This window comes from Phreatobacter sp. AB_2022a (assembly GCF_026847585.1).
GTDB lineage: Bacteria > Pseudomonadota > Alphaproteobacteria > Rhizobiales > Phreatobacteraceae > Phreatobacter.
On record NZ_JAPSET010000051.1, the window covers coordinates 23,757 to 40,708 of the forward strand.

16 protein-coding genes are annotated in these 16,952 nt (G+C 68.3%); 10 read left to right on the forward strand and 6 right to left on the reverse strand.

Going from position 1 to position 16,952, the window contains the following annotated elements:
- Positions 1 to 157: 157 nt before the first annotated feature.
- Both OZ671_RS26760 and OZ671_RS26765 read right to left on the reverse strand, forming a co-directional pair.
- Positions 158 to 934, reverse strand: a complete 777-nt coding sequence (locus OZ671_RS26760; RefSeq protein WP_268863539.1) for an SDR family oxidoreductase — start codon at positions 932 to 934, stop codon at positions 158 to 160.
- A 12-nt stretch (positions 935 to 946) separates the two neighbouring features.
- Positions 947 to 1,684 carry a GntR family transcriptional regulator gene (locus OZ671_RS26765; RefSeq protein WP_268863540.1) on the reverse strand — a complete coding sequence of 246 codons (738 nt, stop codon included), beginning with the start codon at positions 1,682 to 1,684 and terminating at the stop codon, positions 947 to 949.
- A 151-nt stretch (positions 1,685 to 1,835) separates the two neighbouring features.
- On the opposite strand from OZ671_RS26765, the gene OZ671_RS26770 reads away from it, so the two are divergent.
- The 10 genes from OZ671_RS26770 (at position 1,836) to OZ671_RS26815 (ending at position 13,808) form a co-directional block, all read left to right on the forward strand.
- Entirely contained in the window at positions 1,836 to 3,089 is a 1,254-nt protein-coding gene (locus OZ671_RS26770; protein WP_268863541.1) for an ABC transporter substrate-binding protein, read from the forward strand.
- 179 nt (positions 3,090 to 3,268) lie between these two features.
- Positions 3,269 to 4,144 (forward strand): branched-chain amino acid ABC transporter permease, encoded by an 876-nt coding sequence (locus OZ671_RS26775; RefSeq protein WP_268863552.1) that lies wholly within the window; start codon positions 3,269 to 3,271, stop codon positions 4,142 to 4,144.
- A 5-nt stretch (positions 4,145 to 4,149) separates the two neighbouring features.
- Entirely contained in the window at positions 4,150 to 6,669 is a 2,520-nt protein-coding gene (locus tag OZ671_RS26780; protein WP_268863542.1) for a branched-chain amino acid ABC transporter ATP-binding protein/permease, read from the forward strand.
- A gap of 22 nt (positions 6,670 to 6,691) precedes the next feature.
- The gene (locus OZ671_RS26785; RefSeq protein ID WP_268863543.1) at positions 6,692 to 7,618 is read left to right on the forward strand and encodes a 3-hydroxyacyl-CoA dehydrogenase; all 927 of its coding nucleotides are present in this window, start codon (positions 6,692 to 6,694) and stop codon (positions 7,616 to 7,618) included.
- A 45-nt stretch (positions 7,619 to 7,663) separates the two neighbouring features.
- A complete protein-coding gene (locus tag OZ671_RS26790) occupies positions 7,664 to 8,596 on the forward strand; it encodes a 3-keto-5-aminohexanoate cleavage protein (protein WP_038314116.1) in 933 nt (310 codons plus the stop codon).
- Between the two features lie 193 nt (positions 8,597 to 8,789).
- Complete coding sequence (locus OZ671_RS26795; protein ID WP_268863544.1) at positions 8,790 to 9,557, forward strand: IclR family transcriptional regulator; 768 nt, start codon at positions 8,790 to 8,792, stop codon at positions 9,555 to 9,557.
- A gap of 79 nt (positions 9,558 to 9,636) precedes the next feature.
- On the forward strand, positions 9,637 to 10,971 hold the full coding sequence (locus tag OZ671_RS26800; RefSeq protein WP_268863545.1) for an MFS transporter: 1,335 nt from the start codon (positions 9,637 to 9,639) through the stop codon (positions 10,969 to 10,971).
- Positions 10,972 to 10,994: 23 nt separating this feature from the next.
- Positions 10,995 to 12,029 carry a ketopantoate reductase family protein gene (locus tag OZ671_RS26805; RefSeq protein ID WP_268863546.1) on the forward strand — a complete coding sequence of 345 codons (1,035 nt, stop codon included), beginning with the start codon at positions 10,995 to 10,997 and terminating at the stop codon, positions 12,027 to 12,029.
- Positions 12,026 to 12,778, forward strand: a complete 753-nt coding sequence (locus OZ671_RS26810) for an SDR family NAD(P)-dependent oxidoreductase (protein WP_268863547.1) — start codon at positions 12,026 to 12,028, stop codon at positions 12,776 to 12,778. The genes OZ671_RS26805 and OZ671_RS26810 overlap by 4 nt, the downstream gene beginning before the upstream one ends.
- 124 nt (positions 12,779 to 12,902) lie before the next feature.
- A complete protein-coding gene (locus tag OZ671_RS26815) occupies positions 12,903 to 13,808 on the forward strand; it encodes a polysaccharide deacetylase family protein (RefSeq protein WP_268863548.1) in 906 nt (301 codons plus the stop codon).
- Between the two features lie 44 nt (positions 13,809 to 13,852).
- Here OZ671_RS26815 and OZ671_RS26820 read toward each other — a convergent pair whose 3' ends face one another.
- The 4 genes from OZ671_RS26820 to OZ671_RS26835 form a co-directional block, all read right to left on the reverse strand.
- Positions 13,853 to 15,466 carry a GMC family oxidoreductase gene (locus OZ671_RS26820; protein ID WP_268863549.1) on the reverse strand — a complete coding sequence of 538 codons (1,614 nt, stop codon included), beginning with the start codon at positions 15,464 to 15,466 and terminating at the stop codon, positions 13,853 to 13,855.
- A gap of 276 nt (positions 15,467 to 15,742) precedes the next feature.
- Complete coding sequence (gene hutX / locus OZ671_RS26825; RefSeq protein WP_038314122.1) at positions 15,743 to 16,264, reverse strand: heme utilization cystosolic carrier protein HutX; 522 nt, start codon at positions 16,262 to 16,264, stop codon at positions 15,743 to 15,745.
- A gap of 10 nt (positions 16,265 to 16,274) precedes the next feature.
- Entirely contained in the window at positions 16,275 to 16,616 is a 342-nt protein-coding gene (locus OZ671_RS26830; protein ID WP_038314123.1) for an antibiotic biosynthesis monooxygenase family protein, read from the reverse strand.
- A 40-nt stretch (positions 16,617 to 16,656) separates the two neighbouring features.
- Positions 16,657 to 16,952 (reverse strand): energy transducer TonB (locus OZ671_RS26835; RefSeq protein ID WP_268863550.1); only part of this gene is annotated, 296 nt, incomplete at its 5' end.

Consider the following 16,952-nt stretch of genomic DNA (forward strand, 5'->3'; position numbering starts at 1 on the left):
GTCAATGAAACATTGTCTTTTATTATCGGCCGTCGCAGAACATGCTCATCTCCGCCAAGTATCTCCGGCGACAAGCAAAGTCTTCTCGCGGTCCGCGGGGCATCTGCGGTCCTGCACGGGCGCGATCATCCGCGCGCCCGGCAAGCCGCCGGCGCGCTCAGCTGAGCATCAGCGTGTCGCCGCAGATCGACAGCGCCTGCCCGGAAATGGTGCGCCCGCGCGGCGAGGCGCAGAAGACGATCTGGTCGGCGAGCTGGCGCGCCGTCACCATGGTCTTCTGCGCGGTATAGCTCAGCGCCTGTTCCTGGATCTCGCGCGCCGAGACGCCGCGCGCCTGCGCCTTGGCTTCGAACACGCGGCGGATGCGGTCGCCTTCGACGAGGCCCGGCAGGATGGCGTTGACGCGGATGCCGAACTCGCCGAGCTCGACCGACAGCGACTTGGTGAAGCCGATGACCGCCCATTTGGCTGCCGCATAGGGCGTGCGCAGCGCGAAGCCGAGACGACCGGCGACCGAGGAGAGGTTGATGATCGAGGCGTTCGCACTGTTCTTCAGGTGCGGCACCGCCAGGCGCACGCAGTTGAACTGGCTGGTGATGCAGACGTCGATGCAGCGGTCCCAGTCTTCCGGGTTGATCTCCTCGACCCGGCCGGTCGGGCCGGCCGTGCCGGCATTGTTGACCAGCACGTCGAGCCCGCCGAGCCTGGCGAGCGCCGTCTCGAACAGGCCGGCCACGGCCTGGCGGTCGGTGACGTCGCAGAGGCTGGCGGAAATGGCCGGATCGGTGCCGGCAAGCGCGGCGATGGCCTCGGCGTCGACGTCGCAGACATGGACCCGCGCCCCCTCTTCGACGAAGGCGCGCGCGACCTCGCGGCCGATGCCGTTGGCCCCCGCCGTCACCAGCACGCGCAGGCCCTTGATGCCCATGTCCATGGATGCGTCCCCTCAGATGATCTTGATGTCGGAAAAGCCGTCGGCCGCCGCATGGGCGAGCCCGCCGCGCGCGATGATGAATTCCGAGGCGCCGCGGATATCGCCGGCGATGGCCCGGCGCGCCGCCGGCCCGTCGCCGACGCGGATGGCGGCGAGCGCGTCGGCGTGGAAACGCACCGCCCCGCCGGTGGCGAGCCGCTCGGGATTGGCGCGCAGGTCGAGGTTGATGACCGGGCCGGCCTTCAGCCAGAGCCCGCCGATGATCTCGAACAGGGTCGGCAGGCCGCTCGCCGCATAGACCGCGAAATGGAACTCCTTGTTGCGGCTGACCGCTTCGGAGAGATCGGCGCCGGCATCGAGGCTGAGGCGGCGGAAGGCCTCCTCCGCTTCTGCGATGGCGACGATCTCCGCCGGGGTGGCGGCCGAGGCGGCGCGTTCGGCGGCAAAGCCTTCGATCTCGATGCGGACCGCGGAGAGCTCGCGAAACTGCTCCACGGAAAGCACCGGCACCCGGATGGCCCGGTTGGGCGTCACTTCCAGCGCCCGGTCGGCGACCAGCCGGCTGACCGCCTCGCGCACCGGCATCATGCTGATCCCGAGCGCCTCGGCCGTCGCGCGCAGGGACAGCTTTTCGCCGGGCGCCAGGCGCCCCGCCATCAGCAGCTCGCGCATATGGCCGTAGACCTGGTCGCCGAGGGTCTGGCGCTCGATCGGGCCAATGGTGGTGAGGGCTTCAACGGCGCTGGTCATCACATTCAGAAGGGGCTGGACAAAGCGTCCCGATTGGGAAACCATAACTGTGATCACAGATCACGGCAAGCTGATAGAGCGGCCGTCGGCGAGGCCCGGACAACGGGCCCGCTCATTCCAGGGCAGGCAAAAACCTTGAGGGAGACGTTTCATGCCGCTCGTCCATAACCTTTCGCGCCGCAGGCTTCTGAAGGCATCGGCCGGCGCCGCCGCGCTCGGCGTGATCGGAGCGCCGGCCATCAGCCTGGCCCAGGCCGAGGCCATCAAGATCGGTCATATCACCCCCCGCACCGGCTTTCTCGGCCCCCTGGGCGAATATGCCGTGCAGGCGGTACAGCTCGCCGCCGAGGAGATCAACGCGGCCGGCGGCGTGATGGGCCGCAAGGTCGAGCTGGTGATGGACGACAGCCCCAATCCGCAGCAGGCGTCGGCCAAGGCGGAACGTCTGATCCAGCGCGACAAGATCACCGCCCTGATCGGCGAGATCTCCTCCGCCTCGGCGCTGGCCATCGGCCAGGTCGTGCAGCGCGAGAAGGTGCTGTTCATCAATACCGGCGCCAATTCCGACGCGCTGCGCGGCACCGACTGCCAGCGCTTCATGTTCCATATCGAGGCGCAGAACTCGATGTATGTGAAGGCGGTCGGCCGGTCGCTGGTGCGCGACGGGCTGGTGCGCGGCAAGAAATGGTATTCGCTGACCGCCGACTATGCCTTCGGCCACGACCTGCTGCGGGTTGCCAAGCGCTACATGGCCGAGAACGGCGGCAACCATGCCGGCGACGACCTGATCCCGACCGATCTCGCCGACTTCTCGCCTTTCCTCCTGAAGATCCGCACCGCCCGCCCCGACGTGGTGATCCTCAATCTCGCCGGCACCCAGATCACCAATTTCCTCAAGCAATATGCCGAGTTCGGCCTGTCCTTCCCGGTCGCCGGCTTCGGCTTCGACACGGCGCTCGCCTGGGGTGCGGGATCGGGCAATTTCGGCGGCATCTGGCCGGTCGTCTGGCACCATCTCGTCGACACGCCGAGCAGCAAGAAGTTCGTCGCGGCCTATCTCGCCCGCTGGAAGCGGCCGCCGGAAAACCAGGCCTGGGGCGACTACTGCTCGCTGAAGGTGATCGCCCAGGCCATGGCCGAGACCAAGTCGACCGAGGCGGCCAAGCTGGTCGAGCTGTTCGAGAAGGGCGCCAAGTTCGATCTCCTGAAGACCCGCGAGGGCTATTTCCGGGCGAGCGACCATCAGATGATGATGGAAATGTATGCCATCACCGCCCTGCCCGCGGCGCAGGTGAAGAACCAGTGGGACATCTTCTCCTCGTCGCCGCCGGTGCCCGGCCCGGACGAGAGCCTGGAGGCGATCGCCGCGACCGCCGACGAGAACCAGTGCGTGTTCAAGACCTGAGGGCTCGCAAGCCATCCTGACCGGCAGACGTGCAGCGCGCCACACACCGCATGCCCCCCGCGGCGGCGCCTGCATGCAAAGGCGGGGAGGCCCCGGCGGCCTCCCCGCTCGCTCCTCGCCCCGCCCGCATCCGCCGCCCGAAGCACCCGGCCCTTGGGCCTTCCCGAGAGGTGTTCGTGATCGACTTCATTCCGCTCCTGTCGCAGATCCTCAACGGGCTCCAGAACGGCGCCTACTACCTGATGATCGCGCTCGGCCTCTCGATGATCTTCTCGCTCGGAGGCATCGTGAACCTCGCGCACGGCGCCTTCTATGCCATCGGCGCCTATCTGACCGTGACGCTGGCGCCCCAGCTCGGCTTCGGCGGCGCCATGGTCGCCTCGCCGCTGCTCGTCGCGCTGATCGGCATGGTCGTGGAGCGCTTCCTGCTGCGCCGCTTCTATACCGGCGATCCGATCCTCGGCCTCCTGCTGACCTTCGGCCTCGCCATGGTGGCCGAGCAGTCGCTGCGCATGATCTACGGCGCGGCGCCGGTGCCGTTCTCGATCCCGCCGGCGCTCAGGGGCCAGGTATTCATCGGCGATTTCGTCTATTCCCGCTACCGCCTGATGATCCTTGCCATCGCGGCTGCCTGTGTCCTCGGGCTCTGGCTGCTGCTCTCCCGCACCGCCTTCGGCAAGGTGGTGCGCGCCGGCGTGCAGAACCCCGACATGGTCGGCGCGCTCGGCATCTCGCTGCGGCCCTACATGACCGCCGTCGTGATGATCGGCGTCGGCCTGGCCGGCCTTGCCGGCGTGCTGGTCGCGCCGATCGCCGGCGTCCACCCGGCCATGGGCCAGGAGATCATCACCTTCGCCTTCGTGGTGGTGGTGATCGGCGGTCTTGGTTCGTTCTGGGGCGTCGTGGCGGCGGCGGCGATCGTCGGCGTGACGCGCGGCATCGCCGCGCATTTCTACCCCGCCGCGACCGAAGCTTCGGTCTACCTCCTGATGGTGCTCGTGCTGCTCCTGCGCCCGCGCGGCCTGTTCGGCGAACGCATCGCCAAGTTCGAGTGACCGCCATGACCTCCGAACTGCGCTCCCTTCTCGTGGCCGCCGCGGCGCTGATCGCGCTGCCGCTGTTCATGCTGGCCATCGGCCTCACCCTGACCTCGGCGACCGACGTGGTGATCTTCGCCATCGCCGCCATGGCGCTGAACATCCTGGTCGGCCATACCGGCCTCGTCTCCTTCGGCCACGGCGCCTTCTTCGGCGTCGGCGCCTATGCTGCCGTGCTCGCCCAGCGCCATGCCCTGGCCGGCCAGATGCTGCTGCCCGTGCTGTTCGCCGTCCTGTTCGTCGCCTTCGCCGCGGCCATCGCCGGGCTCGTCATCCTGCGCCGGCGCGGCGTCTATTTCTCGCTGCTGACGCTGGCGCTCACCGCCGTCATGTACACGATCTCGTTCCGCTGGACCGAGCTGACCGGCGGCGAGAACGGCCTCGGCGGCGTGGTCAGACCGAACTACGGCCCGGTCGACCTCAACCATGGCTGGACCTTCTACGGCCTCGTGGCGCTGCTCGGCTTCGTCGTCGTGCTGGTGCTGCAGCGGTTCCACAACGCGCCGGTCGGCAGCGTGCTGGTGGCGATCCGCGAGAATGAGACGCGCGCCCGCTTCGTCGGCTACGACACGGACCGCTACAAGCTCATCGCCTTCACCGTCTCGGCGGCGCTGACCGGCTTTGCCGGCGCGCTCTCGGCCTTCCATCACCGCTTCACCTCGGCCGACCCGGTCGCCATCCAGTTCTCCGGCGAGCTGCTCGCCATGGTGGTCATCGGCGGCATGCGCAGCTTCCTTGGCCCTGCCCTCGGCGCCCTGTTCTTCATGCTGTCGCGCGAATATCTCTCGCTGTTCACGTCGAGCTGGCTCCTGTTCTTCGGCCTGATGTTCGTCGGCTTCATCGTGTTCTCGCCGACCGGGCTCACCGGCGTCGCCCAGCGCCTGCTGGCACCGTTCCGCAGGCTGCCGGAGACCGATGCGGCCATGGCCGGCCGGCGGGTCGAGGCGGTCGGGCCGGTGCCGCGCGAATTCGTCCACGAAGGCAGCGGCGCGGGCCCGGTGCTCTGCGCCGACGGGATCGTGAAGAGCTTCGGCGGCATCCGCGCGGTGCGCGGCGTCAGCTTCACAGTGATGGACCGCACCCTCCATGCCCTGATCGGCCCGAACGGCGCCGGCAAGACCACCGCCTTCAACCTCCTGTCCGGCATGTTTCCGCCCGACAGCGGCACGGTGACGCTGGACGGCCGGCCGATCGGGGGCCTCAGCCCGCAGGCGATCACCGCGGCCGGCGTCGGCCGCTCGTTTCAGATCACCAACCTGTTCGGCGGGTTGACGATCGAGGAGAATGTGCGTCTCGCCATCCAGGCGCGCCATTCCGGCCGCTTCGGCGTCTGGACGCGCGCGGCCGCCCTGCCCGGGGTTGCCGCCGACACCACCGCGCTGATGCGCTATCTCGGCCTCGCCGGGATCGAAAAGGCCGAAGCGGGCTCGCTTTCCTATGGCGGCCAGCGCCTCGTCGACATGGCGCTCGCGCTCGCCACCCGGCCGCGCGTGCTGCTGCTCGACGAGCCTCTGGCGGGGCTTGCCGCCGCGGAGCGACGCCGGGTCGGCGACATCATCAAGACCATCTCGGCCGACATTCCGGTGCTGCTGGTCGAGCACGACATCGACCGGGTGTTCCAGATCGCCGACCACGTCACCGTCATGAATGACGGCGAGGTGCTGATCGACGGCACGGTGGAGGAAGCCCGCTCCAGCGAGAAGGTGCAGGCCGTCTATCTCGGTTCCGGCACCCACGCCATCACCGCCAAGGAGCGTCCCTCTGCGGCGACCGAGACGCCCCTGCTCATGATGAACGGGGTCAACACCTTCTACGGCAAGAGCCATATCCTGAACGACGTCTCGGTCGCGGTCGCCGAAGGCGAGATCGTCGCCCTTCTCGGCCGCAACGGCGCCGGCAAGTCGACGCTGCTGAAGACCATTACCGGCATCGCGCCGCCCGCCTCCGGCAGCATCCTGCTCGCCGGCGAGGCGCTCGCCGGACTTTCCTCCGACCGGATTGCCCGGCGCGGCGTCGGCTACGTGCCGCAGGGGCGCGGCCTGTTCGCCGGCATGCCGGTGAAGGACAACCTGATGCTGGGCCGGCTGAAGCGCCTGACCGGCGCGGGCCGGCACTGGGACGAGGACAAGGTGCTGAGCTTCTTTCCGCGGCTCAAGGAGCGCTGGAATACCCCGGCCGACTTCCTCTCCGGCGGCGAGCAGCAGATGGTCGCGGTGGCCCGCGCGCTCGTCGGCGACACCCGCATCCTGCTGCTCGACGAACCCTTCGAGGGCCTGTCGCCGGCGATTACCGAGGAACTGTTCGAGGCCTTCGACAAGCTGCGCCGGGAGGTGTCGATCATCATCGTCGACCATCACCTGGACCTTGCCCTGGCGCTGTCCGACCGCACGGTCGCGCTCGAACGCGGCACGGTGACCTGGAGCGGCGCGTCGAAGAGCCTGCGGGACGACCAGGATCTGCGCCGCAAGGTCCTGTGGCTGTGACATATTTCATCGGGGAGACAGCATGCCGAAAGTCGCCATCGTCGGTTCGGGCCTGATCGGCCGGGCCTGGGCCACCGTCTTTGCCAGCCACGGCTGGACGACCGCCCTCCATGACCCCGCTCCCGGCGCGGCCAAGGCGGCGCGCAGCCACATCGCCCGCAACCTGAAGGAGCTGGCGGCCCTCGATCTGGTCAAGGATGCCGCGGCTTCCGCCGCCAATCTCGTCGTCGCCAAGAACCTCGAGGAGGCGCTGACGGGCGTCGCCTTCGTGCAGGAGAACGGTCCGGAGACCGTGGCCGCCAAGAAGGAGATCCACGCCGCCATCGACCGGCTGGCGCCGGCCGATGCGATCGTCGCCTCCTCGACCTCCGTGCTGGTCTCCTCGCTCTGGGCGAAAGACCTGAAGCACCGCGCCCGCGTGCTGGTCGGCCATCCCGTCAATCCGCCGCACCTCGTGCCGATCGTCGAGCTGTGCCCGGCGCCCTGGACCGATCCTGCTGTGGTCGAGAAGGCGCGCCGGATCTACGAAAAGGTCGGCCAGGTGCCGATCACCGTGCGCAGGGAGATCGACGGCTTCGTGCTGAACCGGCTGCAGGCCGTGCTGCTGGCGGAGGCCTATCAGCTCGTCGGCGACGGCGTGGTGAGCCCGGAGGACCTCGACAAGACGATCCGCGACGGGCTCGGCCTGCGCTGGTCCTTCATGGGGCCGTTCGAGACGATCGAGCTCAACGCGCCCGCCGGCATTGCCGACTACAACAGCCGCTATGCGGAAAATCTGGGGCGGCTCACCGGCCGCGACGCCTTTTCCAAACGCAACGCAAAGGCCATCATGGCCGAATGGGCCGGTGAGCAGTCGCCCGAGCGGATTGCGCGCCTGTCGCGCTGGCGCGACGGACGGCTCGCCGCCCTCAAGGCACATAAGCGTGCCGCCAAGAAAAAACCGGCCTGATCCCGAAGGACCGGACGGATCTCAACTCGCATCGGAGCGCCCGCCATGGCGAAGTCCAAAAAAGTCATCATCACCTGCGCCATCACCGGCTCGATCCACACGCCCAGCATGTCCCCCCACCTGCCGGTGACGGGCCAGGAGATCGCCGACGCGGCGATCGGCGCGGCCAAGGCCGGCGCGGCGATCGTGCACCTGCATGCGCGCGACCCGAAGGACGGCCGGCCGGACCAGAGCCTGGAGGCCTATGCGCCGTTCCTGAAGGTGATCAAGCAGTCGTCGAACTGCGTGGTGAACATCACCACCGGCGGCGCCATGACCATGACGGTGGAAGAGCGCGTCAAGCCGGCCGCGACCTACGCCCCCGAGGTCGCGAGCCTCAATATGGGCACGATGAATTTCGGCCTCTATCCGATGCTGGAGCGCTTCAAGGACTTCAAGCACGATTGGGAGCGCGCCTATCTCGAGGGCTCGCGCGCCGGCATGTTCAAGAACACGCTGGCCGACATCGAATATATCCTTACGACCTGCGCCAATAACGGCACCCGCTTCGAGGTCGAGTGCTACGATATCGGCCACCTCTACACCCTGCGCCACTTCGCCGACCGCGGCATCATCAAGCCGCCGTTCTTCATCCAGTCGGTGTTCGGCATTCTCGGCGGCATCGGGCCGCATTACGAGGACGTCGTCATGATGAAGCGCACGGCCGACCGGCTGTTCGGCGACCAGTATCACTGGTCGGTGCTGGGCGCCGGCCGCAACCAGATGCCGATCGCAGCCATGTCGCTTGCCATGGGCGGCAATGTGCGCGTCGGCCTCGAGGACTCGCTCTGGATCGGCCCCGGCAAGCTCGCCGAGTCCAATGCCGCACAGGTCACCAAGGTGCGCCAGATCATCGAAGGCCTGGGCCTGGAAGTGGCCGATGCCGACGAGGCCCGCGAGATCCTGGCGCTGAAGGGCGGCGACAAGGTCAATTTCTGAGGCGGCGCCCTCGCCGCCACGGGCACCACGCCTCTCCTGCCACCCGGCCGCCGCGGAGCCTCCGCGGCGGCTTTTTTTTGCAACCCGGGCGGCGGCCACGCCGCTGCTCCACAGGGCAATGCCGCCGGCAGGTTTGACTCCACGGCCGGGCGTTCATAGGCTCTGTTCAGCATTCTGAACCACGGACAGATATATGACCGCCACCGTCCGCTCCGCGGCCCGCGTCCTGGACCTGCTCGAACATCTGGCCGGGCATGCCGAAGGCGCGTCGCTGAGCGAAGCCTCGGAGGCGCTCGGACTGCCGAAGAGCAGCACGCTGATGCTGCTGCGCACGCTGCTCGCCCGCGGCTACGTCTCGCGCGACGCGGCGGATCGCTATCGTCTCAACGAGACCTTTCGCACCCATGGCTTCGGCTGGGGCGGCCACCGCCACGCCCGCCTGATCGCCCTCGCCGAACCGGTCATGGAGCGGCTCTGCGAGACGGTCGGCGAAACCGTCCTGCTCGGTGCCGCCGAAGCCGGCGCGGTCAAGATCCTCGCCAAGGAGGTCGCCCGGCAGAACATCCGCTACGACGTCGATCTCGCCGTGCCCTCGCCCTTCTACTGCACGGCGATGGGCCGCGTGCTCGTCGCCTTTTCGCCTCCGGCGCAGCGCGAGGCGATGCTGACCGCCTCGCCGCGGGTCAAGCTGACGCCGGCGACCGTGACCCGTCTGGAGACGCTGCGCACGATCGTCGAGGGAGTCCGCGAGCGCGGCATCGCCATCGTCGAGGAAGAATATGCGCTCGGCGGCACGGGCATCGCCGCGCCCATTTTCGGGCCCGACGGCGCGATCCTCGCGACCCTCGACATCGGCTGCGTCACGCCGCGCTTCCAGGTCAAGCGCGCCGCCATTCTCACCGCTCTCGCCGAGGCCGCCGAGGCCCTCACCCGCAACCTCGCCATGCAGGACGATGCCTGATCCGGCGCCGCCGCACCGCTCTCGATAAACGATAAGCGATAATCGATATCGCCAATCCGACAAGGAGGATCGTCACCCCATGACCGCGCAGCCCAGGACCGTGCAACCCACGACCGTGCAGCCCGTGCCGGCACCCCACGACAGCGAAAGCGCCATGTCGTCCGCCACCCGCCGCCGGCAATTGATGGCCGCCTCGATCGGCAATGTGCTCGAATATTACGACTTCGTCGTCTACGCCTTCCTCGCCTCGACCATCGCCACCAAGTTCTTCCCGAGCGAGAGCGAGGTCGCGGCCCTGCTCGCCTCCTTCGCGGCCTTCGGTGTCGGCTTCCTCGCCCGCCCGCTCGGCGGCGCGGTGATCGGCCGGATCGGCGACAAGCGCGGCCGCAAGGTCGCCCTGCTCATCACCATTTTCGGCATGGCCGTCGGCACGGTCGGCATCGGCATCCTGCCCTCGTTCGAAACGATCGGCATCCTCGCTCCCGTCCTGCTGGTCGTGATGCGCCTGATCCAGGGCCTTGCCGCCGGCGGCGAATGGGGCGGCGCCACCGCCTTCATCATCGAATCCGCGCCGCAAGGCCGGCGCGGCCTGTTCGGCGGCATCGGCCAGGCCTCGATCGCCAGCGCGAGCCTGCTCGGCAGCCTGGTCGTGGCCATCGTCGCCGGGCTCGTCACCGCCCAGCAGATGAACGACTGGGCCTGGCGCATCCCGTTCCTGCTCGGCGGCCTCCTGGTCCCGGTCGGCTTCTACATGCGCCGCAATATCGAGGAGACACCGGCCTTCACCGCCGCGCAGCAGGCGCCGAGCCCCATGAGCCACGATCTCGGCAGTCCGCTCGTCCTGATGGCCAAGGCCTTCGGCTTCACCATCATCTGGACGGTCTCCTACTACATCATGCTCAACTACATGCCGACCTTCCTGACCAAACATGCCGGGGTCAGCCAGAGCCAGGCGCTGTGGGGCAATGCGGTCGCGCTGGTCATCCTCGTGCTCGCCACGCCGCTGTTCGGCGCGCTCTCGGACCGGATCGGCCGCAAGCCGCTGCTGCTCGCCTGCTGCATCGCCTTCGTGGTGCTGCCCTATCCGCTGTTCCAGGTGATCCTGTCGGGCTCGTCCTTCGTGACGATCGTGGCGATCCAGATCGTCTTCAACCTGTTCATCGCAGCCTTCTCGGGCGCCGGCCCGGCCGCGCTCTCCGAACTGTTCCCGACCCATTCGCGCACCACGCTCATGTCGATCGGCTACAGCGTGTCGGTCGCCATTTTCGGCGGCTTCGCGCCGTTCATCGCCACCTGGCTGATCGGCGTCACCGGTTCGCCGATCTCGCCGACCTATTATCTCATCCTCGCGGGCATCGTCTCGGCCGTCGTCATCTGGGGCTTCCGCGAGACCGCGCACGAGCGCCTGCGCTGATCCGACACGACAAGGAAACGATCATGTCCCGACAAGCGACATCCGAACCGATCCTGATCTGGGGCGCCGGCGCGATCGGCGGCACCGTCGGCGCCACGCTGAAGCGCGCCGGCCGCGACGTGACCTTCGTCGACATCGTCGGCGAGCACGTGGCGGCGATCCGCGATCCGGCCCGCGGCCTTGCCATCACCGGCCCGGTCGATCCGATGACGGTGACCGCGCCGGCCTTCACGCCGGCCGAACTGACCGGCACCTGGAAGCGCATCTTCCTCGCGGTGAAGGCCCATCACACGGCCGAGGCGACGCGCGCGCTTCGGCCCCATCTTGCACCCGACGGCTACGTCCTGTCGCTGCAGAACGGTCTCTGCGAGCCGATCATCGCCGGCATCGTCGGGCCCGAGCGCACGGTCGGCGCCTTCATCAATTTCGGCGCCGACTGGATCGGGCCCGGCGAGATCCACTACGGCAACCGGGCCGCGTTCGTGGTCGGCGAGCTCGACGGCAAGACGACGCCGCGCCTCGAAGCGCTGCTCGCCGACGTCAGGCTGTTCGAGCCCGATGCGATCATCACCGACGATGTCGGCTCCTATCTCTGGGGCAAGCTCGCCTATGGCTCGCTGCTGTTCGCGCAAGGGGTCGGCCAGCTCGGCATCGCCGATTGCCTCGCCCGGCCCGAGCTGCTGCCGCTCTGGCGCGGCCTTGCAACCGAGGTGCTGAGCGTCGCCCGCGCCGAAGGCGTGACGCCACGCGGCTTCAACGGCTTCGATCCGGCCGCCTTCCAGCCGGGCTCGTCGGAGGCGGCGGCGCGCGCCAGCGTCGCCGCCATGGTCGCCTTCAACCGGCCGAACGCCAAGACCCATTCCGGCATCTGGCGCGACCTCGCCGTGCGCAAGCGGCGCACCGAGGTCGACGTTCAGCTCGCCCCGGTGGCGGCTCTCGGCGCGCGCCACGGCATCCCCTGCCCCAAGCTCGCGGCGCTCGTCGCCATGATCCATGAGATCGAGGATGGCAAGCGCGCGATGACGGACGACAACCTCGACGAACTGGTGCGCGCATGAGCCTCGATTTCCAGGGCAAGACCATTGCCGTCAGCGGCGCCGCCATCGGTTTCGGCCGCGCCATCAGCCAGCGCTTCGCCGCCGCCGGCGCCACCGTCTATGGCTGCGACATTCTCGGCGACGAGCTGAAGGCGATCGCCTCGCCCCAGATCGTCACCGACGTCGTCGACCTCATGGACCGCAAGGCCGGCGCCGACTGGATCGCGTCGGTCGAAGCCCGCGCCGGCGGCGCGATCGACGTGCTGGTCAGCAATGCCGGCGGCGTCGCCGGCCAGGCGCCCGTGCCGATCGAGACGGTCGCCGACACCGATTTCGACCGCATCCTCGAGATCAATCTCGGCTCGGCGCTGGCCCTGTGCCGGGCGACCGCCCCCGCCATGAAACGGGCCGGCCAGGGCGCGATCGTCACCATCACCTCGGGCGCGGCGCTGCAGGCATCGCTGACCGGCGTCCAGGCCTATTGCGCGGCCAAGCATGCGCTTCTAGGCCTGACACGGCAGCTTGCCCACGAGCTCGGCCCGCACGGCATCCGCGTCAACAGCGTCGCGCCGGGCTTCGTCAGGACCAATGCAGCCACCGAACGGCAATGGGCGTCGTACAGCGAGGAGCGGCAACGGCAGATCGTCGACAGCGTCGCGCTGAAGCGGCTCGGCACGGCCGACGAGATCGCCAAGGTGGTCATGTTCCTCGCCTCGGACCTCGCCAGCTTCGTCAACGGCCAGGTCCTGCCGGTCGACGGAGGAAAATGAGGTGAGTGGCGAATAGCGAATGGCGAATTGGGATGCCGCCTCTTGCGCCTGGCCGGTCCGTTTCGCCTCGTCCCCACGCGCTATTCGCCACTCGCCATTCGCCAAGCAACAGGAGAGGTTCGAGATGAGCAATCCAGCCGAAACCACCATGGAACCCTGGCAGTGGCCGGAAGCGCATTGGCGCAAGCTGGTCGGCCAGGTGCGTGCCGGCCGCAGCTATCGCCCGGCGCAGTGGGCCGGCGGCGCGCGTTGCGCCTTCGCGCTGTCGTTCGACGCCGACCACGAGACCAACGAACTGCGCGACGGCGGCAAGTCCATCGGCCGCATGGCCTGGGGCCAGTACGGCCCGCGCGTCGGCGTGCCGCGCATCCTGAAGATCCTGGAGCGCCACGGCGTGCCGGCGACCTTCTACGTGCCGGCGGTGGCGGCCCTGCTGCACGAGGACGAGCAGCGGCGCGTCGTCGCCGAAGGCCACGAGATCGGCATCCACGGCTGGATCCACGAGCTCAATTCGGTGCTGCCCTACGACGCCGAACGCGACCTGATGCTGCGCTCGGCGGATACGCTGGAAAAGATCACCGGCGTCCGGCCGGTGGGCCTGCGCACGCCGTCCTGGGATTTCAGCCCCAACACGCTGCGCATCGAAAAGGAGATGGGCCTCCTCTACGATTCTTCGCTGATGGCGGACGAGGACTGCTACGAGCTGGAGCTCGAAGGCACGCCGACCGGCATCGTCGAGCTGCCGGTGGAATGGGTGCGCGACGACGCCGTCTATTTCATGATGCACCGGTTCCAGTCGCTGCGCCCGCATACGCCGCCGGAAGCGGTGTTCGACATCTTCCGGCGCGAATTCGACGCGGCCTACGAGGAAGGCGGCATCTTCCAGCTCACCACCCACCCGCACATCATCGGCTACCGCTCGCGCATCTGGATCATCGAAGAGCTGATCCGCCACGCCAAGGCGAAGGGCGACGTCTGGTTCGCGACCCACGCGGACGTGGCGAAATTCGCCCGCGACAACGCCGTGTGAACAGGGACGGCCGGTCCGGCAGGCCAGACCAAGGCCGGCCGGCCTCAGGCAGCGCGGATCAGATCGGCCGCCTTCTCGCCGATCATGATGGTCGGTGCATTGGTGTTGCCGCCGATCAGGGTCGGCATGATCGAGGCGTCGACGACGCGCAGCGCCTCCAGGCCGCGCACCTTCAAGGCGGGGTCGACCACCGCCATGGGGTCGGTGCCCATCTTGCAGGTGCCGACCGGGTGATAGACCGTGTCGACGCGCCTGCGCAGCGTGTCGACGATCTCATCGTCGGTCTCGACCCCGGCGGTGAACATGTTTTTCGTCGCCTGCGCGGCGAGCGGCGGCGCGTCCATGATACGGCGCGTCAGCTTGAAGCCCTCGACCATGGCCGCGACGTCGTCGGCATGGTCGAGGAAGGCCGGATCGATCAGCGGCGCGGCCATCGGATCCGGGCTCGCCAGTTCCAGCGTGCCACGGCTCTTCGGCCGAAGCAGGCAGACATGGCAGGAAAAGCCGTGGCCGAGATGCTGCTTGCGTGCGTGGTCGTCGACCATGCCGATGACGAAATGCAGCTGGATGTCGGGCACGTCGAGATCCGGCCTCGTCTTCAGGAACCCGCCGGCCTCGGCGAAGTTGGAGGTCAGCAGGCCGCGCCGTTCGCGCCGGTAGCGCAGGATCTCCCTGACGAGCGTCACCGAGCCGCCGGGCGAAACACCCATCAGCGCCGGATTGTTCGACTTGTAGCCGAAGATGAAATCGGGATGGTCCTGCAGGTTCGCACCGACGCCCGGCGCCGCGGCGACCACGGGAATGCCGAGCCGGCCGAGCTTTGTGGGGTCACCGACCCCCGACAGCATCAGGAGTTGCGGTGACTGGAACGCACCGGCGGAAATGATCACCTCGCGCCTGGCCCGCACGATGCGGGTCTCGCCGCCGGCGCGGTATTCGACGCCGACGGCGCGCTTGCCCTCGAACAGGATGCGCGTCGCGAGCGCCCCCGTGCGCACGTCGAGATTGGTGCGCCTGCCGATATGCGGCAGGAGATAGGCGCGCGCCGCGCTCCAGCGCTCGCCGTTCTTCTGCGTGACCTGATAGAGGCCGACGCCCTCCTGGTCGTCGCCGTTGAAATCGTCGGTCACCCGGATCTGCAGATGCCGGCAGGCATCGAGAAAGATCTGCGGGAATGGATTTCCCGTCCTGAGGTCCGCGACGTTCAGCGGCCCCTCGCGGCCGTGCAGCGGCCCGTCCAGCCGCTCATTGGCTTCGGACTTCACGAAATAGGGCAGCACGTCGGCATAGGACCAGCCGGCATTGCCGAGGCTCGCCCAGTGGTCGTAGTCCCATTTGTTGCCGCGGATATAGACCATGGCGTTGATCGCCGAGGATCCGCCGAGCGCCTTGCCGCGCGGCTGATAGCCGACACGGCCGCCGAGACCCTTCTGCGGCACGGTGGAGAAGGCCCAGTTGTTGAGCCTGGTCGGCAGCATGGCGATGATGCCGGCCGGCGTCCGGATGGCGAGGCTGTCGCCGCCGCCGCCCGCCTCCAGCAGCACCACGCGGGTTGCGGCGTCCTCGGTGAGCCGGCCGGCCACGACCGATCCGGCCGAACCGCCTCCAACCACGACGAAATCCGCGACATCCGTGTCGGACGATCCGTTTGCCGGCATGCGAGCCTCCCTCGAGCCGCTGCGGCGCAGGGGGCTGCCGCATGGGCGTTGCGTTCCCTCATCCGGTTCCGGGTCCGCAGCCTCCATCCGGGGCTCGGCCTCTTGTCGATGGAACCTTTCTGCAAACAAAGCGGCAAAGCGGCCGCCGCGCAAGCAATGCCGGAACCGGCCCGATCCGCCGAACGGGCTAAGGCGAACCCCGCGGGTGGCACGCCCCAAAAAAAAAGCGCCCGCGGACACCGCGGGCGCTCGGGCTCGTCCCGTCCTGGCGACGGATCAGGCGTAGCGGGCGCGCAGCGCCTCGAAACGCGCGGTCTGCTGCGGCAGGAGTTGGCGTTCGGCGTCGCGCCGCACGAAGACCTTGAACATGGCCTCGCCCGCCGCGTTGTAGAACTGGACCGAGCAGGAGCGCCGGCCGTGGAACGTCCGGTCGACGAAGCCGATCTCGCGGCAATTGTCGGCCTTGATGTGGCCGCCGATCGGGCTGTCGCCGTGGACGTTGAACCAGCCCTGCGCGCTGGACCCGGCAGGCAGCGTGCCGTGACACTCCAGGACGATGTCCGGCGTGTTGACGATGAACAGGATCTCGCCCCAGCCCGTCATGTCCTGCCAGATGTCGGCGAAGGCGGAAGCCGGCGCGAAGACCGCTTCCGAGGGCGGCAGCATGGCGAGGACGTCACGGGAGGCGACGCCATGCTGGCGCGCCACCGCCTCGATGACGCCATCCGGCTTGGCGGCGAGCGCGGCGCGGGCCGCGGCCAGCCGCTCCTCGGCGGAAGCCGTTGCTTGGGCAGTCATGGCGCCTTCCTCACTCGGCAGCGGCGCTGGGAACCGAACGGTTGTCGTCGACCAGCACGGCCTCGAACCCTTCGAACTCCGGATGACCGATCGACAGCGGCTTACCCTGGCCGGCGCGGGCGTGAGACTTGCGGAACTGCTCGGAATTGGTCCAGGCGGTGAAATTCTCCTTCGACGCCCACACAGTGTGCGAGGCGTAGAGGGTGTGATCCTCGCGCTCCGGCCCCTTCAGCAGCGAAAATTCGATAAAGCCGGCGAGCTCGTTCAAGTATGATTCACGCGAGCGCCAGACCTGCTCGAAAGCGGCCTCCTCACCCTTGATCACCTTGAAGCGATTCATTGCGATGAACATCGTTTGTCTCCTTGAATTCTCGACAATCCTATAATGGATTTCACCTGAGGTCGTAACGGATTCCTGCGGTGAAACTCATCGTCATCGGACCGCCGTCCGGCATGGCCGGGAATGGCTGGGCGCGGCGCAGCATGGCGATCGTCGCCTGGTCGAGGATCGCCGCCCCCGACGAGCCGGCCAGAGACGAAGCCGTGACCTGGCCGGCACGCGACAGGGTGAAGGCGACGACCGCCCGGCCGACAATGCCGCGCTCGCGGGCCTGATCCGGATAGACCTTGAAGCGGGCGAGATGAGCCAGCACGCGCTGGCGATAGCTCGCGACGGCGGCCGCGCTCG